Annotated in this window: 12 protein-coding genes; 6 read left to right on the forward strand and 6 right to left on the reverse strand. The window is 59.6% G+C overall.

Annotation, left to right across the window (positions count from 1 at the left end; translation table 11 throughout):
* The first annotated feature begins 39 nt into the window (after nucleotides 1–39).
* The 6 genes from QC818_RS15355 to QC818_RS15380 all read left to right on the forward strand — a co-directional run bounded on the left by QC818_RS15355 (nucleotide 40) and on the right by QC818_RS15380 (nucleotide 7,495).
* Nucleotides 40–1,698: a UvrD-helicase domain-containing protein gene (locus QC818_RS15355; RefSeq protein WP_309653736.1), complete on the forward strand. Its 1,659-nt coding sequence runs from the start codon at nucleotides 40–42 to the stop codon at nucleotides 1,696–1,698.
* A gap of 95 nt (nucleotides 1,699–1,793) precedes the next feature.
* The gene (locus QC818_RS15360) at nucleotides 1,794–2,639 is read left to right on the forward strand and encodes a GTPase (protein ID WP_309653737.1); all 846 of its coding nucleotides are present in this window, start codon (nucleotides 1,794–1,796) and stop codon (nucleotides 2,637–2,639) included.
* 49 nt (nucleotides 2,640–2,688) lie between these two features.
* A complete protein-coding gene (locus QC818_RS15365; protein ID WP_309653738.1) occupies nucleotides 2,689–3,225 on the forward strand; it encodes a hypothetical protein in 537 nt (178 codons plus the stop codon).
* Nucleotides 3,222–5,000 (forward strand): GTPase domain-containing protein, encoded by a 1,779-nt coding sequence (locus QC818_RS15370; protein WP_309653739.1) that lies wholly within the window; start codon nucleotides 3,222–3,224, stop codon nucleotides 4,998–5,000. Before QC818_RS15365 ends, QC818_RS15370 begins: the two co-directional genes overlap by 4 nt.
* Nucleotides 4,990–6,669: a GTPase gene (locus tag QC818_RS15375; RefSeq protein ID WP_309653740.1), complete on the forward strand. Its 1,680-nt coding sequence runs from the start codon at nucleotides 4,990–4,992 to the stop codon at nucleotides 6,667–6,669. The genes QC818_RS15370 and QC818_RS15375 overlap by 11 nt, the downstream gene beginning before the upstream one ends.
* Before the next feature lie 262 nt (nucleotides 6,670–6,931).
* Nucleotides 6,932–7,495 (forward strand): hypothetical protein, encoded by a 564-nt coding sequence (locus QC818_RS15380; RefSeq protein WP_309653741.1) that lies wholly within the window; start codon nucleotides 6,932–6,934, stop codon nucleotides 7,493–7,495.
* A gap of 92 nt (nucleotides 7,496–7,587) precedes the next feature.
* Here QC818_RS15380 and QC818_RS15385 read toward each other — a convergent pair whose 3' ends face one another.
* From QC818_RS15385 to QC818_RS15410, 6 genes are all read right to left on the reverse strand, one after another.
* Entirely contained in the window at nucleotides 7,588–10,773 is a 3,186-nt protein-coding gene (locus QC818_RS15385; protein ID WP_309653742.1) for a type III restriction-modification system endonuclease, read from the reverse strand.
* Complete coding sequence (locus QC818_RS15390) at nucleotides 10,724–12,436, reverse strand: RNA-binding domain-containing protein (RefSeq protein ID WP_309653743.1); 1,713 nt, start codon at nucleotides 12,434–12,436, stop codon at nucleotides 10,724–10,726. Before QC818_RS15390 ends, QC818_RS15385 begins: the two co-directional genes overlap by 50 nt.
* A 4-nt stretch (nucleotides 12,437–12,440) precedes the next feature.
* Nucleotides 12,441–14,330, reverse strand: coding sequence for a site-specific DNA-methyltransferase (locus tag QC818_RS15395; RefSeq protein ID WP_309653744.1), 1,890 nt, complete (start codon nucleotides 14,328–14,330; stop codon nucleotides 12,441–12,443).
* A 34-nt stretch (nucleotides 14,331–14,364) separates the two neighbouring features.
* Nucleotides 14,365–15,033, reverse strand: coding sequence for a DUF4391 domain-containing protein (locus QC818_RS15400; protein ID WP_309653745.1), 669 nt, complete (start codon nucleotides 15,031–15,033; stop codon nucleotides 14,365–14,367).
* Nucleotides 15,030–18,395, reverse strand: coding sequence for a helicase-related protein (locus QC818_RS15405; protein ID WP_309653746.1), 3,366 nt, complete (start codon nucleotides 18,393–18,395; stop codon nucleotides 15,030–15,032). Before QC818_RS15405 ends, QC818_RS15400 begins: the two co-directional genes overlap by 4 nt.
* 194 nt (nucleotides 18,396–18,589) lie before the next feature.
* Nucleotides 18,590–20,701, reverse strand: coding sequence for an AAA family ATPase (locus QC818_RS15410; RefSeq protein ID WP_309653747.1), 2,112 nt, complete (start codon nucleotides 20,699–20,701; stop codon nucleotides 18,590–18,592).
* Nucleotides 20,702–20,720: the final 19 nt, after the last annotated feature.

The following is a 20,720-nucleotide window of genomic DNA, read 5'->3' on the forward strand; positions in this document are numbered from 1 at the left end:
AATCGGTTGCACCAAATGCCAACGGCACAGGGAGGTTGCGTGGCACCCATATTTCCCCGCCTCAGCGAGGCGGAACTCGATGCACTGCCTTCCCGTGCGGAAGCCCGCGTCTACCGCCGGCTTCGCGAGTTGGACTTTCCCGGCCTTGAAGTGATGCACGGACTGGCGACCCAGACGCGCAACGACAAGGGCACCTGGGTCGGCGAGATCGACTTCCTGCTGTTCCACCCCCAACATGGGATCCAGCTGTGGGAGGTCAAGGGAGGCGGCATCTGGCTGGACGGGGAAGGGCAGTGGTGGTCCGAAGGCAATCAGGGTGCCCACAAGCTCTCCACCACCCCTCTGGATCAACTCAAGAAACAGACCGCCAGCCTGTTGCAGGCCATGAACAAGGTCTTGCCCGGCATCACGATGCCTGTTGCGCCCGTGCTGGTGTTTCCCGATACCCGCGAATGGCATGGGGACCTGCCGGCCCTGACCTTGAACCGCGAACACCTGCTGCTGAAAGGCGACCTGGAGCGACTGACCCAGGAGGATATTCTCGCGCGCTTCTCCAATGCCGCCTGGGCCGGACCCAGAGCCAGCAACTCGCTTCCCCTCTCCAAGCAGCAGACCAACCTGCTCCGGCACCATCTGTTGCGCCCGGCCTGCGCCTTGATGGGCAGCGTGGCCGAGCGCGCGCGGGATATCGATGCCGAGCTCTTTCGCCTCAGCGAAGAGCAGCAGTGGGTGCTGCGTCTGCTGGAGCACATTCCTCGGATGGCGATTCACGGAGGCGCCGGCACCGGCAAGAGCGTGCTGGCGAGAGCCCAGGCCGAGCAGTTGGCCCGGGATGGCCAGAAGGTACTGATGCTCTGCTTCAATATCGCCCTGGCGGCGTCGCATCGCCGGGCGCTGGCCGAGAGTGGACTGGAGACCATCGAAGTCGCCACCTTCCACGAGCTGTGCGAGTCCCGCGCGCGAGCCGCGGAACTGGCTTGGCAGCCACCCCGTGACCCGAAAGCGCTGGGCGAGTTCTATAACGAGACCGCACCGAACCTGCTCGCCGAAGCCCTGCAGGCGCATCCCGAACGGTGGGCGGCCGTGGTGGTGGACGAAGCCCAGGACTACGAGCCCTACTGGTGGCTGGTACTGCAGGAGCTGCTGGAAGACCAGGCCCGCGTCACCCTGTTCGCCGACCCGGCGCAGAACCTCTACGGCCGGGATTACCAGATCCCCAGCGATGTGTTCGGCGGCATGGTGCCGTATCCCTTCACGCTGCACCGCAACTACCGCAACGCCTACGAGATCGCGACCTGGCTGAAGCAGCGCCATGCGGCAGCCGCCGAGCCCGGCGAGCACTTGCCCAGCAGCGACAACGCTGTGCAGGTCTACCAGTGGAAGAGCCAGGAAGAGCAGCTCGAAAAGCTGATGTTGGCGATCGGGCGGTTGGAAGATGACGGTTTCAAGCCGGATGACATCCTCCTGCTGACGCCTTTCAAGGTGGCTAACAGCCAGGTGCTTCAAGACCTGGCGAGCGACAGGCCGGATTACTCGGGGCGGATGTTCAATATCTCGGCGGTCAAGGGGCTCGAAGCGCCTGTCGTTATCCTCGTGGATATGGGAGCAAACGAGTGGGCAGCGAGCCCCAAACTGGAATACGTCGCGGCTTCGAGGGCGAGGGTGAAAGTTTTGGTTTATATGTCGGCCCGAAATTAAGGAAACCATGGGTGGTGCGGCGTATCGCTCAATGAAAGCTTGTAAAGGCCTTATTGAAGAATCTGACTTCGTGCATGTTGAGCAAGGATGATGTTATGCGAATACAGGATGTGCCAACACAGCTGGCGACCCTGGACTCGGAATTGAGCCAGGAGGTAGGAGAACTGCTGGAGATGCCCGAGCCGGAAAGCGTCTTTACCGTGGCAGCGATGGGGCTCTACAACGCCGGCAAGAGTACCTTGCTCAATGCCCTGGCCGATGGCGTCGAGCACGAGCACTTTCGCACGGCAGCCGCTCGTGAGACCCGCCGCATTCAGCGACTGGATCTGGAGGGCTATCAGTTGCTGGATACGCCGGGCATCGATGCCGAGGCCGCGGACGATGCCGAAGCCTTTGACGGTATCCTGCGCAGCGACCTTCTACTGATGGTGCATAGCCTGCTGCTGGGGGAGCTGGATGCTCAGACGCTGGACTACCTGGGCCGGGTGAGTCGCCAGAGTGAACAGCCGTTGCATGAGCGCATGATCTGCGTACTGACCCACGCCGAAGGCCGTGGCGGCAGCGAAGCCCTGGAATCGACCATCCGTGACCAGCTGGCGGAGGTCTGTGGTGGAGTGCCGGCGTGCTACCCGGTATCCAACACCAGTTATCTCAAGGGTCGCCGTGAAGGAAAGGCCCTGTTGGTGACCAAGAGCGGCATTCCGACCTTGCAGAGCGAAATCTCCTATCGCATCGAGAACCTGCGGGAACGGCTTGTCCAGCTGCGCGCCGACAAGCGTCGCCAGCGGTTGAAGGATGCGCGTGAGCTGGTCATGGAGCGTATGTTAGAGCAGTTCGAAGCCGCGGAGCAGGCACGGGAAACTCTTAGTCACCAACTGCATGCCGCCGAGACTGGCCTTGCAGAGACCCGCCGACAATTGCGCGAGATGCTGGCGGACTGAGCGGCACTCTTTGCCTGACAACCTTGATTCCAAGGAGGAGGAATTCATTATGCCATTGCCCTTGATTGCCTGGGCCGCGATCGCCGCCGGCTCAGCCGCCGCCAGCTATGCCGGCTACAAGCTTGTCGGAGATGACGATAGCGGCCAATCCGAACGCAAGGCCACTCAGCAGGCCGAGCGCGAGCCCAAGGCTCGAGATCGAGCGGTTGAGCGTCGTGACATTCAGCGCCGCGAAGAGGCGCTGGCACTAGCGTCCAAGCAGGTCGCGTTAGAGTTGAAGGCCCTCGGTATCCAGTGTCTGGAACCAATGAATACAACTCGACTGCGTCGATTGCGACTGGACGAAGTGCCTCCTTCCTCAGAAGTTTCCAGAAGGATCGAGTTACTGGCTTCTCTGACAGGTCGTGACGAGAAGGAGCTTGGCGCTTTGTCTGCCACCCTTACCGTGATTGAGCCGCAGCTGTCTTTTGATCAGGGGAGTGACAGCTTGGATGCGAAGGTGCATGACTGCCGCTCGAAACATCATGTCTTGAATATGCTCGAAGCCATCGATGATTGCCTGTCCGAGGAGATCGCCCGCACATGAATCAACCTGTACAGCACTCCGCGTCTGTAAACCGTCGGGCCCTGCTGGACAGCTTTTCAGCACTGCAGCAACGCTTTGATGAGACCCATGCATCCATAAAACAGAAAGAGGATCAGGTTCGTGGTGAAGTCAAACGTACAACTGAGGCTTTAATGCGCCAGCCTGACGAGGCCCGTGGAAAATTTAAGGACGATCATCCGGTTCGGGAATTGGTAGATCATTGGCTGGAGCAGACGCGAGAGGTGGCTCGCTGCTGGCGTGAGAGCGTGGAACAGAGCAAAGCAGGCACCGAATTTCGCTCTCGGATTGGTGACCGCTTGCTGGTCTATGTGTATGGCAAGGTCAATGCTGGAAAGAGCTCGCTGGGTAATTATATCGCCAACGGGACCAGTCGGATCGATAGTGAGGTCATGGGTGAGCTCCGGAGGGAAAGAGCGAAGTTTTTTTTGCACGGTGCAAGCGCTCCAGGTGAAGAGGTAAGAAAGGTGCCTCTGAAAGGCGGTTTTGGTGTCGATCGCCAGGAGTGCACCAGCGCGGTCCAGTATTTCACGCTTCCTGGATTGGGCTGGGTCGACTCGCCGGGCCTGCATTCCAAGACCCCGGAGAACGGCGAACTGGCCAAGAGTTATGCTCAAGCGGCCGACCTCATCGTGTATGTGATGAACTCGGCCAACCCCGGGCGCGATACTGATATGCAGGAGATCGAGCAGTTACTGGCAATGAGTAAGCCGGTGGTCTTCGCACTTACCCGCGCCGATAGGGAAGAGCCGGATGAAGTCGACGGCGAGCTCGTCTTGCGCCGGGTGATGATGCCCGAGAGCGACCAGCAGCAGCAGGTCCGCTATGTTAGTGACACCCTGAGAGAACGCTTCGGCGATAAGCTGGATCAATGCGAGGTGTTGCCGCTTTCGGTGGCTTATGCCGAAGCTACCGGGGACGAGAAGACGGCAGGCATAGCGCCTTTCATGCAATGTCTGCGGGAGCGGATCGAGAGCGACAGTGTGCGCATGAAGCGCGATACACCGCGTCATAACCTCATGCATTTCTGCCGAGAACTAGGTGGTACGTCGGAAAAGCTGGAACAGAGCCAGCAGACGTTGGAACAGGCCCTGAAGCCACTTCAGGAAGATGTCGAGTACCGTCGCCAGGCACTATCTGCGGAACTGAAGCTCGTGCTGCATCAACAGGTAGATCGGGCGATGCAGACTTTCGAGGGGGACACCCGGTCCTTGGCACGTGAAGTGCGAGAAGGGCTGATACCAGTCGTCCAGGAGCGTGTGTCGTCGACCCTGTACGAGCAACTACAGCAAGTGGACCGAGCAGTGGCCAAAGGCTTGATCTTCACCGGTGCCGAGGGCCTGCCAGGTTTCGAGCACGAGTATGCCGAGCGCACCTATCGTGATGCGAGCAAGCGCCGTGCCATCGGCGGCAGCTCGGGGGGGCTTCTGGGAGGGGCTCTTGGACTCTTGGGCGGGCCGATAGGCGCGGCAGTGGGCGCTGCCGCTGGTGCCTGGGCTGGCGAGCGAATCGGCAATGCCTTGGCCGACACCAAAACCGAGCACTATTTAAGTGGCGACAACCGGGACCAGATAGAGCAGTCGGCGCGCGAGGCCTTCGGCCGTGACATTGATCGGGCCATCCAGCAGCTCTACGTGCAACCCCTGAGCGGTGCGCTCGAAGTGATGCAAGAGACCGTCAGCGAGAGTCGTGCGGAGATGGAGCGCTTTGAAGCGTACCTACAGTCGATGATCAAGGAGATGCAGGATGCAGCCTGAAAACACGTCCAACACGGAATCCAGGGATACCCGCATGCCCCGTACTCCACGCCCTGTCCAGGCATTATTCGATCGGGCCCGACCCCGGTTGGCTCGTTATCTGGAAGATGCCCGTATCCAGTCGCTTGCGGATCACCTTCACGAACGCCAGCAAAGCTGCACGCCCGTGATCATGGTCTACGGCCTATTCAATGCCGGCAAGAGCACCCTGATCAATGCCCTGGTGGGCGACATGGTCGCGGAGGAGGGTGTGGTGCCCACTACGGCGGCGATCGATCGCTATCGTTGGGGAGCCTATGAATTGCTGGATACCCCTGGCGTGGACGCTCTGGCGGACCATGAGGCGACGACGCAGGCGCAGCTCGAGCGCAGCGACTTGATCCTGTTCGTCATCAACAGCGCTAGTGCCGTGGATGATCAGCACACCTATGAGACGGTCATCCAGCTGGTGGATGAGGGGCGACGGGTGATGCTGATCCTCAATAATACCGAAGGCCATCTGAATGACGCGACCTGCAATGCGGTCAATGACGAGGTGCGCTCACTGCTGCAGCAAAAGGCTGCCGAATCGCGCATCGAGATCGCTCAGTTACTGAAACATATCCCTATCCACTGGGTGGATGCTCGTAGCGCCCGTCGCGGGCGGATGGAAGACAAGCCACTCCTGCTGCGGGAGAGCCGCTTGCCGGAGCTGGAACAAGCGTTGGGCCGTTTCATCGAGGAAACGGACAAGGCCGACCTGATCGAGCGTCTTGCCGGAGACGTGCGGAGGATCATCGACGAGGCTCTGGAGGTGATCCAGGGGCAACAGAGTGAGCGTGGTGAAGCCAAGTTCGAGCGAATCGCCACTCGCCTGGATAGCGAAACACAGCGAATCTCTGTCGCCATGTCGGAGCTGATTCGTCAACAGCGACAGACTCTGTCGAGCCAGCTTCGTCAATGGATGGAGGACCCTGAGCAGGTATCCGAAACCCGGATCGAGCAACAGCTGAACTCGCTGGTGCAAGAGCTCTCTTCGGCGCTGGAGCAGCGGCTCGAGGAAGAGCTGGCGCGCACCAGCCAGCACCTGCAAGCCGTTGTGGATGAGCTGGACCCGGTTTCGGTTGTGGCTTCGACGGAAGCGAGTCTTGAGGATGTGGAGTTTAATACGGCCGGGGCGTCTAGCGACGAGCAGAAGGCTTCGTCGCTTCTGCCACCGGGGACCTTGCAGATGCTGATGAAGGAAATCCGTTCCGAGCATCTGGTCAAGGCAATGCAGATCGCCAAGGATCTGTTGCCGAAGCTGTTCAAGGGCATTGGGCCCAAGACCATGGAACGATGGGCCGACAAGATTCTGAAAGGCACTCGGCTGGGGGGGCATCCGCTTGTGCAGGTTGGTGTTCAGCTGGTGACGGGGCTTTACCAATACTACCGAGCGGAACAGAGTCGCAAGGAAGAAGCGGCACGGTTCGCACGTTATCAGGAACAGGTACGAGATGCCGCCCGCCGGATCGGTTATGAGTACGAGGCCTCCGCTCGGAGCGGCATCGACGTCGCCTTGCGGCAGGCCCTGCAACCGGCTCGCGATCAGCTCGATGAAGCTCTTGGCCAGGCGCAAGAAGACACGCGAACTCTCGAAGCGGATCGTCAGGCGCTCACCAGCCTCCGAAACGCCCTGGCAGTGCGCTGAGAATTGGGGCAGGCCTCTTACCACCCAATTTATTGGGTGGTAAGAGTAGAAATGGTTCTGCACTATCCCGGGAGCTCAATAGCCTACTGAAGACTTTGATGCTCCCGCTCTTTTGTGTCAGGACATCGAGCCGGGGGTAAATCCTAGTTGGCGGAAGGCCCGGAATTAAGATTGATCGCATAGGTCGGTGCCCACTGCTATTGGGCAAGAGCACTTTGCGTGCGGTATTCAAGATGTTAGTTAGTGATTTCAGGTTGATGAAATGAGCCAATTGGTACTATGGGGAGATGGTATGGGGACAATGACGGCACAAATCCTTATCGGGAAAAGCCATCCCAATGATGGTGGGATACGGCCCGAGTGGATGGTTCAGATCTCCGAGAACAGCCGGCCACGCATCATATTGCATGACAATGTGAATTATCTGGCGAAGCCAAACAGGAAGCCGGTGTATTACGAGTGGGTGCCAAGTGTCGAGCGTGGCGTGGAAGATATGCTGGCTATGATCGCCTTGCATGTCGTCAAGCATCAGCCGCTTGTCGATATGCTTGTGCGAGAATGCCCTTGTGTATTAGAAAATAAGGTTGAGGTTTATGAGGTGCCAGATGTTGTGAGAGATTCCATGTATGAAGCGGTTAAAGAAGTAGAGGGATGGCCAAAGCTTGCAATTTCCGTGTATTTCAGGTGTTTTTTGGAAAGCAGGTTTTCTATATTGGAAGATCTGGATGTTGATTTTGAGCTTTGCAGGTCGGTTCGTGTGAGAGAGAAAGGGGGTTGGGGCGATATTGACCTGAAAAGGGATGTTGGAGCGATGGCTAAAATATAAGGTTCTGGATCGTCAGGATGGATGTGTGGGGTTGCTTTTGAGCCGGGTGTGTTCCGGAAAAGCCAGGCCTTAAAGGCCTGGCCTTCATGTTTCTAACGAACAAGATCCATCAACTTGTCATAGGAGTCCACAACATCATATTTCACTTTAGTTGTGGCGATGGTGTTGAAAAACTCATTGGCACACTTGATCTTGGCCTTCTCGATTTCGCGCAGCTCCAGCGATGACATGCTGCCCTTGGTCTCGGCCACGAAGTAGACGTGTTTGACGTCGTCCTCGTTGAAGGCGATGGCCCAGTCGGGGTTGTAGTTGCCTACCGGTGTCGGGATGAAGAAGCTCTTCGGCAGCTTGGCATAGACCACCACCTCCTTGCCGGTGTCGAGCTCTTCGACGAAGTCCCGCTCGATTCTAGAGTCGGTCACCACGTAGTCGTAGATATGACGGTTGGCCTTGTAAGCCCGGTCCAGCTGGTTTTCCGGCTTCTCGATGGTGAAGATTTCCTGGCTGTGTTGCTCGTTGATGGGGTCGTAGCTGATGTGCTCGACCACCATGCTGGCCTTCTGCTCGTTGATCAGCTTGGCGGCCTGGGCCATGAAGTCTTCCGGGTTCATCTGGTACTGCTTGAAGGTCTTCGGCTGGATCTTGGAGAGAATCGCCGCGATGGTACGCCGCGTCAACTGCGTGGTCTCGGTCAGACGACCGATCAAATCGTATTTTACTGCCGAGTGAAGCGAGCCATCATGCTTGATTCGCTTGCTCTCGTTGACGGTGAAGGCCTGTCCGTTGGTCAGGTCCTGGTAGCTGGTTTCGGCTTTCTGGGTGCCGCGTTCCACCTGATACTCCAGGCGTTTCACTTTGAGCTTCAGGTCCAGGTAACCCACGCATTTCTCGATCAACTCGTTGGAATCGAAGCTGACGGAGTAGGCTGCCTTTCGGTTGATACGCTCCCAAAGCTCCTGAAATTCCTTCTTGTGGAAGTTGTCGTTGAGCGGGTTCAGCTTTGAATTCCGGTCATTTTCGGGCGTTGGTAACTGCACGTCGCTGAAGATGCTGTCGATCAATCGAAAGACCTGTTGTGCGTGCGGTTGCAGTGACTCCGGCAGTTCGGCAAGGGTGCCATCCTCCTTGGCCTGGTGATAAGCCTCGGTGATGTGGTCGGCACTATCCGTGTAGTCGTGCTTGAGCAGGTAGCGGTAGATCTCCTTGGCCATGGCGGGCGAGACCTCTACCTCGCCTTCATCAGACACGAGCAGCTTGCCGGTGAAATAGGCCTCGTCGGCGACCCGCGGGCGCTCGGAAAGCTCCTTGCTGATGTCACGCTGCAAGGCGGTGACGAAGTCCTTGTAGCTCTCGCTGGCGACCACCGTCAGCTCGTTGATGTCGTGCACCGTCAGCGGGTCGTCCATCCGCTCCCCGAGCTGGTTGACTGCGAGGCGCAGGCCACGGCCGACCTCCTGGCGCCGGGAGATGGTGTTGTCGCTGTGCTTCAGCGTGCAGATAACGAAGACGTTGGGGTTGTCCCAGCCCTCCCGCAGTGCGGAGTGGGAGAAGATAAACCGCGTGGGCTCCTCGAAGGAGAGCAGGCGCTCCTTGTCCTTCAGGATCAGGTCGTAGGCATCGACATCATCCGTCTCGGTGGAGCGGGCCGTGGTCTTGGGGTCGACGAGGCACTTGGTCTTCTTGTCGATGGCGAAATAGCCGTTGTGGGTATCCGAGGCGCTGATACCTCTCAGGTAGCGGTTATACTCGCCATCCTCCAGGGTCAGTATCTGGTTGAGCTCCTGGTTGTATTCTTCCTCGAACATCTGGGCATATTCGCCTAGCGCCTCACCGCTCTCATCGTACTGGCGGTACTTCGCTACCTCATCGATGAAGAACAGGGTGAGCACCTTGATCCCCTGGGAAAACAGTAGCTGTTCCTTCTTGAAGTGCGCTTTGACCGCCTCGCGGATCTGGATCCGGCGCAGCGCCTTCTCGGTGACATCGACAGTCACTTCTCCTGCGGTAAGTTCGACACCGTTGGTGAAGCTGAGCTGATCGATCCTGGCATCGATATCCGAGACGACGAAGCCGTGGTACTGATCCAACCCACCCGACAGCTCATGCAGGTTGTCGCCCTTGCCCAGTTTGCGGCGCTTGCGTTTCACGCCGCTGGCCGATTTCTCCTCGTACTCGACCCAGGCCACCGGGGGCTTGTTTCTGGACGTTTCGATGTTCTCCAGGTAAAGGTAGGCATCGGTGCCGGTGAGGCCCTTGGTGGTGACACCGCGGACAGAGATCTTTTTCACGAGCTTCTGGTTATAGGCATCCAGGGCGTCCAGGCGGTGAATCTTGTTGTAAGTTGTCTTGTGAGTGGCCGAATAGCGCACGATGAACAGCGGATTGAATTTACCGAGTGACCTGAGCGCGGTATCGGTGCCCATCTTTTGTGGTTCATCGACAAATACGATGGGGCGATTTGCTTGAATTACGTCGATGGGGCGGCGTGACTGAAAGTCGTCCAGCTCGTCGTAGATGCGAAGGTTGGCCGCACTTCGAGAGTTGAAGGCCTGCACGTTGATGACCATCACGCTGATGCCGGCATCCGAGGAGAAACTCTCCAGGTTGTGCAGCTGCTTCGAGTTGTAGACGAAGAAGCGTGCCTTCTCCCCGTAGCTCTCCAGGAAGTGGTCGGCGGTGATCTGAAGCGACTTGTAGACACCCTCGCGGATGGCGATGCTGGGCACCACCACGATGAACTTGCTCCAGCCGTAGCGCTGCTTCAGCTCGAACATGCTCTTCAGGTAGACGTAGGTCTTGCCGGTGCCGGTCTCCATCTCCACGTCCAGGTTGTAGGGACAGCCGGTCCTGTTGTCCTTCTTCAGGCCGTCGGAGAGCGGCAGGTTCTGGCGGCGCTGCACGGTGCGGATGTTGTTCAGCAGCTCAAGCTCCGTCAGCTCCAGCGCGGCGTTTTTGAAGCCGGCGTCGTCGGAATCTGGTGAGGCATACATGTCACGCTGCATCGGCCGTGCCAAGGGTGCGGCCTCGCCCGGATCGATGCGGTAGCGGATTCCGCTGCTGAAGGGCTGGCCAGCAAAGCAGTCCGCCAGCGCCTCGACTGCCCGCGTCTGGTATTCCTGAGTCTTGAACTTAAGCTTCATGGCCTTCCTTTCTGCATCGGCATCGGAGCCTGCAGCAAGGGCTCCCGATGCTTTAATTTTAAAATCAATAACTTGAAGATATTTTCGTTCAGTCTCTTTCTGCAGTGCCGCCGTTTCTTTCTGCAGACCTTTCTGCATCGGCCGCCAGCCGCCATTCCGGCGCACCGCGGCTGCCGACATTGCGGATCTGGCCGGCTCGGCGCAGCTTGGTCAGAATGTTGCCCACCTTGGCCTTCTTCTTTGGCTCATCCAGGGCATCGCTGAGCTTGTCCCACAGCAGGGTGTCGACCTCCTGGCGGCTGGCGGAGCCGAACTTGGCCAGGTAGTCGGTCACCAGCTTGGCGTAGAAGGCGTCATCCTGCCCGCGGGTGTGGATGTACTGAGCCTTGGTCGCCGTCGCGGTAGCGATCTCGGCGGAGACGCGCAGGTTGGGCTGTCGGCCTTCGATCAGCTTGGCGCGGCGCAGACGACTCGCCATCTCCTTATCGAGCGGCAACTGTTTCTGTACGCGATCCAGAGCTAGGATCTCCTGCAGGGAGAGCTCGGTCTTCTTGATGAGCATGCGCGTGTAGGCCGGATCGACGATGCTGCCGTAGATTGTCAGCCGCACCCGGGATGGGTCGTTCACGTCATAGTCCGGCATGGGAAGGTAACGCTTCGCCTGCCCCAGGTGCATCTCGTGGATCCCGTAGCCCATGGTGTCGATCATGTTCAGCTCGACCATGGCATTGACCAGGAAAGGGTTGCGGTAGTGCATCGGCGTCTTGTGGCCGGTGACGTAGTCCTCCGGCCTGCCCTCGAAGAAGCCCCCGGCGTTTTCCAGGATGAGCCGATCCGGCTCTTCGGTGACCAGGACCCGGCCGTTGCGGGTATAGTCCTGGTGGGCGATGCAGTTGTGCAGCGCCTCCAGCACGATCCGCTGGTCATACTTGGCCAGCTCCACACCCAGCAGCTGGTCTTCCGGCAGGATTCGTACCTGCACGTTGCGAATCTGCTGGTAGAGCCGCGTCGTGGCCAGCAGGAACGGCGGGCCGAAGTGGCGGTAGGCCCGCTCCGGTCCCTCCAGCTTCCAGGTCAGCTGAGCGGGATGGGGAGATAGCAGCGGCGCCGCCTCTTCCTTGCCGAGCAGTAGGAGCGCCGCTCGGGTCACCTTGCCGTCCAGTGTCAGCTTGGCACGATCCAGGAAGGTGGCCAGCGGCCACCCCATGACCTCGCCGGGCTCGAAGCGGTTGGCGTACTTCTTGGCGAAGGACTCTCGGGCCTTGCTGACCGCCTCGGGGTCGAGATGGTCGAGCGTGGCTTCCGGTATCAGCTGCACGGACCAGTCGGTGACGTCGGTCTGTCGCCGAATCGTATCCAGCTTGTCCAGGCCAAGGCTGGTCAAGCTCTCGCCGGCGCGAGCATAGTAATGCCCTAGCCAGGCGATGGGCATGCCCATCGGTGCGGGGGGAATCTCGAACAGCAGCACCCGGCCCTCCGGCGTTTCCAGCTCGTGGACGTCACGGAAAGTGATGCTGGGTTCTGTGCCGTCGGCTATCTGCATCTTGAGCTTGTCGAGCTCGCCGGGGACTTGGCGAAACTCGGAGCCCAGGATGCGCCGTGTCTTGTCGTCGATGCCAAAGACCAGCCAGGCGCTTTCGCAGGCACGCAAATTCGCCTCGTTGGCCAGTGCCGAGAGGTACTTGCCGAGATCCGAAGTGGAGAAGCCCTTGCCACCGCGCTTGAATTCGACCACCTCGCTCTCCCAGCGCTCGACAAGGGAGTGCAGCAACTGCTTCAGCGCCCGCTCGTCCATGCTCATGGGCCTAGATCACCTTGACGTCGGTATTGGGCGATTTCTGAGCGAAGATCTGCTCGACGCTGACCTTGACGCTATCGTTGGCAAAGCCGGCATCGCGGAACACCACTCGCAGCGGCTCGTATTCGGCGAGCTGCTTGACGAAAGCTTCGTCGATATCGAGGTCGAAGCAGGCGGCCAGGGCCATGTACTTCTCGGATCCGTCTACGAAGAAGATGGTTTTCCCGTCAAGTTCCTGGCGAGAGATGGGGAGCGAGAGATCGACGCCCCAGTCCAATAAAACTTGAAACAAAAGATCCTCAGGGTGAACATTGTTACGAACATTGTCGACCAACCCTTCTAGATATTCTTGTGAAAGAGCCTCCGGCTCATAGTGGGTTTTCTTCATGTTTGAAGAGTCAATTTTTAGAACTCTGACTCCAAAATCAAGCCTATGGCTGTCGCATAAGTCAGATGATAGTTCTTTTGCAGCTCTCTTGATTCTATCTAAAGCCACTTCTGAAATGGTTTTGTAGCCATTCTTGTAAGCATCGCTGTTTTCTGAGCAGGGTTCGTCGAGCTGAACAAGAATGAACTTGCGGCTACCTGAGTCTGACTTGTTTAGCCTCATCAGTGCATGAGCTGTGGTTGCTGAGCCGCTGAAAAAATCTAAAACCAAATCATCTTTTTCTGTAGATACCTTTAAAGCAATTTCTAAAAGGTCAATCGGCTTGGGCGTATCAAAGATTGATTTCCCATCAAAAAGATTTTTAAGGTAGTTCTTTGCCTGCTCATTAGTCGCGGCATCTTGAGCGAACCAAATGGATTCAGGTGTAAGCCCCCTTTCCTTATCATTTAGATAAGTTTTGATTCTCGGGACTCCATTTCCTTCCTTTCCAAACCACAATCTACCTTCTGCTGCCGCTTTGTTCATGGTTTCTTCTGTATAAAGCCAGCAACGCCCACTTTCGAGCTCGTGCCTTTTCCCATTTGGGGCCACAAAAGTATAAAACTGACTCTTAGTGCCATGGCCAGCTTGTGCCGTAGCAGGGTCGGACTTCCATGGTCCACGAGGGTCATTATCTGGGTTTTTATAGTTTGCAAGCGCCTTCTCGCTCATAGGGAGCTGTTTGAGGACACGACCACCATGACTAACATTCTTACAATAGCAAACCAAATAGTCGTGCCTTGAAGAAACAACCTTTCTGTTCTCTCTGTTGGTTCTTTTTTCCCATACGAAGTTTGCGACGAGATTCTCTTCTCCAAAAATCTCATCGCAAATCTTTATTAGGTTTGCAAGTTCGTTGTCGTCAATGGATATAAATATTAGCCCGTCATCACGAAGCAGGTTTCTTGCAAGTCTTATCCTCCCATACATCATCGATAGCCAATCAGAGTGCCGACGCCCATTGCTTTCAGGGTTTGCGACTAACTTACCCTGTGTCTCGTCGACTTGATTAGACGAAAAAAAATACTCTTCGACAGAGGAGGAGAAATTGTCTTGATAAATAAAGTCGTTGCCCGTGTTGTATGGAGGATCAATGTAGATCATCTTTACTTTGGCAAGATAGGTCTCCTGAAGAAGCTTCAGGGCTTCCAGGTTATCTCCCTCGATAAAAAGGTTCTTGGTGGTGTCGAAATCCACACTCTCTTCCCTGCATGGACGCAGTGTCTTGGCAATCGGCGCATTGGCCGCCAGCAGGGCTTCCCGCTTGCCGGGCCAGTTGAGGTGGTAACGCTCCTGGGGCCCCTCGACGATATGCTCGGAGAGCTCCTGGCGTAGCTGGTCGAAGTCGATGGCTTGTTTCACCCGCCCCTGTTCATCCCGTGCTTCGGTGATGCAGCCGGGGAACAGCTCGGCCAGCTTGGCGATGTTGGCCTCGGTGAGATTGGGAGAGTGCATCTTCAGCTTGTCCATGGTGTCGCGTGGCTCCGGACCTTTGTGGTCGTGATCAGGTGACATAGTCGGCAAGTTTCTCGCGGATCGAGCGCAGTTCGGCATTGATCTCGACCTTGCGGTTGAACTGTTTCGTGTTGCGCAGGCGCTTCTCGAGGTTGGTCGCGTCCTTCTTGAGGGCTTCCAGGGCCCTCAAGCGCTCCAGTTGATCCGGCAGGGCTTCGCCCTGGCGCGCCGGCGCCGGAAGCAGGCTGCGCAGCAACTGCTGGTAGAGCTGCTTCAGGTCGATGGCCGTGGGCAGCGGTTGCCGGGGTATCTCGGTGGGTAGCCAGTCGCTGCTGGCGTAGTGGTTATCCAGCACCCATTTGCTGGGGTCGGCCTGGCTGGGCCGTTTGTAGGCGGCGGTGACTCGGATACCGCGGTCGCCGTGGAGCTCGAACAGGATCGGAAAGGGGATGGCGTGGTCGATGGCCCGCAGTACGTCACGGTGCAGGTCCTCGCCCTTGAGGGTGATCACGAAGACCTGCAGTTCCGGCACCTCGTCGGTGCCTGGTAGATTGAGCGTGCCATGGGCCAGCTTGGCATGCCAGGTGATCTGGGCGACGTCGTCTCGTAGTCGCTCCCTGAGCCTGGTGCAGGCCCGCACATGCGCCAGGATGCGTTGCTTGGCCACCACACGGCCGAGCAGCGTCTTGGTGGGGTACTCGTATAGCGGTGCCGTCATGCTTCTTTCTCGCTTTCTCCGCTGACCGCATGACGCTCCGTCCCCACATCTGTGGCTGAGCCTGCCTCACGAACGACGATGAAGGTGATCAGCTCGAAGTCATCGAGCCCTTCGATAGTGTCGAGCAGTGCCGTAGTCTCGCCGCCGCTGAACAGGCTGTCGATCTCCTTGTCCTCCTTCACCTCGATCATCGAACGGATGGCCTGATCCAGCAGCTCTGAATAGGCGTGCATCTCTCGGCCATCTTGGGTTTCCTCGTTGAAAGGTCGATAGACGGCTTCGACCGGATCGCTCAGCCCCTTGCAGGCGGTGCGGGCCAGGTCCAGCAGGCGCTTGACTTCGGTGTAATCGCTGATCACCTCGCCGGTATCGCTGATATAGACCAGGTAGAAGGGATGCAGGCGATTCTGTTGCTGCAGGCTACTCCCCTGGGGGCCTGCCCGCTGATCGAGGTTGCGCAGGGTGAAGATGACCCCCGGCTCCAGGCCCTTCTCGGGCCGGGCCGGTACCACGGTATGCAGGCCGTTGGGGATACGGCTCAGGTCGCCGTTCTCCTTCATGTAGCCCAGTAGGTCCATGCGGAACTCGTTCAGGCCAAGGTCGGTGATCGATACGCCGGACTTGAGGTCTTCCATCTCCACCACTTCATCCTGTAGTCGACGCAGCTGCTCGCGCCGGTAGGCGACGTCGTTGGACTGGGCATGGAGCACGTTGTCGTCGCCGGTGGCGGTGACGTCGGCGATCACCATGCGGTTCTCGACGCGCTCCTTGAGGTTGATGTACTCGTCCAGGCTGATGTCTGGCCAGTAGTTCACCAGTTGGATGCTGGCGTTGGGAGAGCCGATGCGGTCGATGCGCCCGAAGCGCTGGATGATGCGTACCGGGTTCCAGTGGATGTCGTAGTTGATCAGGGTGTCGCAGTCCTGCAGGTTCTGGCCTTCCGAGATGCAGTCGGTCCCGATCAGGATGTCCAGTTCGCGGGGCTCGTTGGGGTATACCACGTCCTTGCTCTTGGCCTGTGGGGCGAACAGCGTCAGCAGACCCTGGAAGTCGTAGTGCTGGCGACTGTTGGGCATGGCCCCAACGGTCGATATCGGGGCGTCGCTGCCGGTCACGAGGCCGGTGTGCACGCCCTGGCTCTCGAGCAGAATCGGCGCCAGGTTATCGTAGAGGTACTTGGCGGTGTCCGCGAAGGCGGTGAAGATCATCACCTTGCGGTTGCCAGGGTTGATCGGCGAGGCCAGCTTGCTGGCAATCTGCGTCTTGAGGTGCTGCAGCTTGGCATCGTCGGACGGGGTGACCTTAGCCATTTCCTCCAGCAGCAGCTCGATCCACACCAGGTCGGTGCTCAGGTCATGCTCCCAGGACGGCAGGTCCATGTCCTCCAGGCTGATCTGGACCTTCTTGCCCACCGTGGCATCACCCGGCATGGGGATGCTGTCGTCGTCGGGGTCGGCATCTTCGAAGGACGCGGTGATATCCGCGAAGCTCTCCGAACGGCCAGTCTGTTTGAAGGCTGCAATCTTATCCAAGATGGTCTGGTAGCTATCCTGCAGCCCTTCCAGGGTCAGGCGAAACGCCGCCACCGAGCTCTCCAGACGCTTGAGCAGGTTGGTCGTCATCAGGGCCTGAAGGCTCTTCTCCCGGTCCACCTGCTTGAAGCTACCGCCTCCACTGGACACTTCGGTGTCGTACATCTCCTCGTACTTCTTGAGGCGGCTGGGCAGGATGTAGCTGATCGGGGCGTAGACGGAGAGCTTGAGCTGGGAGAGCTGCTGGAAGATCTCATTGAAGCCGATCACATCGGTTCGGTGAGTGAGCGGGCAGTGAAACGAGAGCGGCTTGCGGCGCTCCGGAAAGCTGCCGATATCGCGGGTGTCGTAGAAAGTTTCGATATGCCGGCGTGAGCGGGCGATGGTGACGCTGTCCAGCAGCTCGAAGAAGTCGAAGTCCAGCGCCTGCAGGATGGCGCCCGTGGTGCGCTTCTCGGGCGGAAGGGCCGACCACTCGTTGAAGGTGGCCTGGGCGCGTCGGAAGATGCCCTCGATGTCCTGGGCGCCGCTGAGATGGCGAGTCAGGTTCTCGGCTTCGCCCTCGTAGGCCAACGCCAGCTGGTTCTTCAGGTCGGTGAAGCGGTTGTTGACCGGCGTGGCCGAGAGCATCAGCACCTTGGTCTTCACCCCGGCACGGATCACCTGATTCATCAGCTTCTGGTAGCGGGTCTCGCGATCCTTGTAGACGTCGTTGTTGCGAAAGTTATGCGACTCGTCGATAACCACCAGGTCATAGTTGCCCCAGTTGACGCGATCCAACGGCATGCCGAAGGACTCCCCGCGGGTGCGCTGCAGGTCGGTATGGCAGAGCACGTCATAGTTCAGGCGGTCCCGGGCCAGCACATTGGTGGTCAGGTTGCGGTTGTAGGTCAGCCAGTTGTCGGCGAGCTTCTTGGGGCACAGCACCAGCACGGAGCGGTTGCGCAGCTCGTAGTACTTGATGACCGCCAGGGCGGTAAAGGTCTTCCCGAGCCCTACGCTGTCGGCCAGGATACAGCCGTTGTAGGTCTCCAGCTTGTTGATGATGCCGGTGGCGGCGTCGCGCTGGAAGTTGAACAGCCTTTGCCAGATGACGCTGTCCTGGTAGCCGGTGCGATCGTTGGGCAGCACGTCCTCGCTGATGTCTTCCAGGAACTCGTGGAAGATGTGGTAGAGCATCAGGAAGTAGATCCGCTCCGGTGGGCTCTCCCGGTAGACCGATGCGATATGCTCGCGCAGCCGTTCGGTGACGTCCTCGACCTTTTCTTCGTCCTGCCACAGCTGGTCGAAGAGGTCCATGAACTGAGAGGTGTGGGCCGGCTCGCTGAAGCGGGTGACGAAATTGGAGACCGCGTTGCCCTGCTGGTAGCCCAGATCCATCGCCGTGAAGCCGTGCAGGGGCATATAGACGGTGTCGCCGCCTGAGGCCGCAATGCCGGCGAAAGGCTGCATCGTGGCCTGCCCTCGATTGGAGCGGAACCGGGCCTTCCGACGCATCCAATCGGCACATTCCCGAGCGATAGCCCGCTGGGTCAGCTTGTTCTTGAGCTGGATCTCGAATTCGCTGCCGTGGACGCTGCGCTCGCGCTCCGCCTTGGGGATGTGGAACTCACGGTGCTCCTTGCGGAACTTGTCGCAGGCCTGGTCAGGGACGAAGGTGGGTGAGGTGAAGATGAAGTCGACCGAGTCCAGCGCCTCCAGCTCATCCTTGAGTGCTTCAAAGGCGTAGATCGAGAAGCAGGAGGCCGCGATCTTGAGACGGGCACCGGGCCGCAGGGTGTCCTTCAGGTCGTCGCCGAGCAGCCGGCTGACGTTGTCGATGATCTCCATGATGCGGCTCCCTGCAGCTCCCTGGCCGCCTAAGGGCGGTCTCGTCATTCTGGTTGAGCAATGCCATCAATCTTATATCAAGGGGTTAGCACCATGAAGCGCCCCCTGTAGCTTGAGGGCCCATTGCATTTTTCAGGGTGTCGCCCGATTTAGCGCGATCGACGGCTGCCGAGAAGCAGCGGGCTTGCGTGATGTCATAAAAAGCCCACGGGTTGACGGTTCCCGTGCTGCTCCAGCTCTTCCTGGCTCAGCGCCTCCATCAGCGTATCGAGTCGCAGCGGCAAGCCCCGCAGGTCGAGCTGGTCCAGGGCGGTGCGCAGGTTCCCTGGCGTCAGCCGGCGGCTTGCCAGGTGGTTTTCCGGAAGCGAGGCCAGTCGGGCGTGATCGCGCTGGGGCAGCACGGCCTGGAGCAGGCTGCGTAGCTGCTTCGGGGCCAGCGGCAGGAACTCCACCTTGAGGTCGAAGCGGCGCATCACGGCGCGGTCCAGGCTGTCCACCCGATTGGTGGTGGCCAGCAGGGTGCCGTCGAAGCGCTCCAGCTGTACCAGCAGTTCGTTGGTTTGCGTCACCTCCCACTGGTGCTGTGCACCAGCACGATGCGTCAGCAGACTGTCGACCTCGTCGAGCAGCAGCACGGCGCCGCCTTCCTGGGCCCGCTGGAAGCACTCGGCGATCTTCGCCTCGGTCCCTCCCACGTAACGGTCCAGCAGATCGCTGGCGGAGACCCGGATCAGCTCGCGGCCCAGGCGCTCGGCGAGGTGATCGGCCAGGGCCGTCTTGCCGCTGCCGGGAAGTCCGTGAAGGCACAGTCGGCCGCGTCCGCGGCGTGTCAGGCGCGCGACGATCGATTCCAGGCCCGGACGAGTGTGCAGCCAGTCGATGTCATAGGCCGGCATGGTCGGCGATGGCGCAAGGCGCGGCGCGCGGCAGATATGGCCTTGCGGCGACTGTCCCTGAGCGCGCAGGCGCTCCCCGAGCAGCGTCTCGATATGCTGCTCGTTGCGAAGGGGGGCGCGGTCGTCCAGCAGCGTGCCAAGGCGGCCGAGCTGGCCGGCCAGGGCGGGTGTCATCCAGGGCTGGGCGGCCAGCCGGCCCCGGGCCGCGGTGGTGACGGGGAGTGCCTCCAACTGGCGACGGAGTCGCTGGCGCGCCGAGTCGCTCATGTCGGCGCGCACTTCGATGATCAGGTCGAAACGGCGCAGATAGGCCGGATCGAGCCAGTGCACACTGTTGCTGATCCAGACTCCGGGCACCGGGTTGGCCTCCAGCAGGCGGTTGGTCCAGCCCTTGGGCAGGGCTTCCTCATCCGCCATCACGTCCTCGATCTCGTCGAACATCACCAGGGCCGGATGCCGGTCGAGCAGCTGCTGGACCACCTGATAGCGTCCCAGCCGCTTGGCGGGGGAAAGCGGCTGGTGGTCTTCCTCGGCCACCGGCACGCCGTAGAGCGGCACGCCCAATCGGGAGGCCAGGGTGCGGACCAGCTCGGTTTTTCCCACCCCCGGCTGACCATGAATCAGGACGTTGGCGCCGGCATGGCCCTGCTTCAATGCCCGTTCGAGGTAATCCACCAGCAGCTGGCGCAGCGGCACGCCCTCGAAGGTGACCAGCGTGAAGCGCCCCGCGGGCTGGGCGGGGCACAGGCCCATCAGCCGCTCCCTGATGCGCTCGGTCAATATCGCGCTCCCCCGGGCCGGGCCCGACAGCAGGGGCGACAGCTTGTGCAGCAGGTGGCCGCCGGAGAGGGCGTCTTCCAGGTCGAGGAAGCGGTGGGCGTTGCTGCCGAGCAGGCCGAGCATCTTGAGCCGCCCATCTTCCCGCAGCGCCTCGTGGACGGCTTCGATGTCATGGCCGAACAGGCCGGTGATGGCCTTGCCGATATGGCTGGCCTGAAGGTTGACCAGCACCTGGTTGAACGGCTGGTGGCGCAGGCGCAGCCAGGCCAGCAGCAGGATGTCTCGCTCGGGAGCATCGAGTTGCAGCGCCTGGGCGATGCGATCGCCGAGGGTGGCCAGACGGCAGTCGATCGGCGCATCGGCCTCCAGGGAGGCGCTGGCATCGCGCAGCCAGGCCTTGAGCAGGGGGCGGAAGTCGGCGAAATGCCGGCTGCTGGCGGGATCTTCCGGCGCGCGGATCGCCAACCAGGCCAGCACGGTCTGCCATTCGTCCTCGTCCAGGCCGGCCTCCTGGCCCAGGCTCAACAGCAGGCGAACGGTGACGAGTTGTGCCAGCAGCGTCTCGTGGGGATCTTCCCGATCTTCGTCCCGATGCGAAAGGTGGCGAGGCAGCACAGAGGCCCAGCGCATGGCGATCTCCCTGTTCATT

Origin of the sequence: Halomonas koreensis, assembly GCF_031451675.1 — a bacterium.
GTDB classification, from domain to species: Bacteria; Pseudomonadota; Gammaproteobacteria; order Pseudomonadales; family Halomonadaceae; genus Halomonas; species Halomonas koreensis.

Coding starts and splice junctions, on each gene's coding strand:
- QC818_RS15360 (WP_309653737.1), top strand. CDS start 1,794: ATGCGAATACAGGATGTGCCAACACAGCTGGCGACCCTGGACTCGGAA.
- QC818_RS15365 (WP_309653738.1), top strand. CDS start 2,689: ATGCCATTGCCCTTGATTGCCTGGGCCGCGATCGCCGCCGGCTCAGCC.
- QC818_RS15370 (WP_309653739.1), top strand. CDS start 3,222: ATGAATCAACCTGTACAGCACTCCGCGTCTGTAAACCGTCGGGCCCTG.
- QC818_RS15375 (WP_309653740.1), top strand. CDS start 4,990: ATGCAGCCTGAAAACACGTCCAACACGGAATCCAGGGATACCCGCATG.
- QC818_RS15380 (WP_309653741.1), top strand. CDS start 6,932: ATGAGCCAATTGGTACTATGGGGAGATGGTATGGGGACAATGACGGCA.
- QC818_RS15385 (WP_309653742.1), bottom strand. CDS start 10,773: ATGCAGAAAGGTCTGCAGAAAGAAACGGCGGCACTGCAGAAAGAGACT.
- QC818_RS15390 (WP_309653743.1), bottom strand. CDS start 12,436: ATGAGCATGGACGAGCGGGCGCTGAAGCAGTTGCTGCACTCCCTTGTC.
- QC818_RS15395 (WP_309653744.1), bottom strand. CDS start 14,330: ATGGACAAGCTGAAGATGCACTCTCCCAATCTCACCGAGGCCAACATC.
- QC818_RS15400 (WP_309653745.1), bottom strand. CDS start 15,033: ATGACGGCACCGCTATACGAGTACCCCACCAAGACGCTGCTCGGCCGT.
- QC818_RS15405 (WP_309653746.1), bottom strand. CDS start 18,395: ATGGAGATCATCGACAACGTCAGCCGGCTGCTCGGCGACGACCTGAAG.
- QC818_RS15410 (WP_309653747.1), bottom strand. CDS start 20,701: ATGCGCTGGGCCTCTGTGCTGCCTCGCCACCTTTCGCATCGGGACGAA.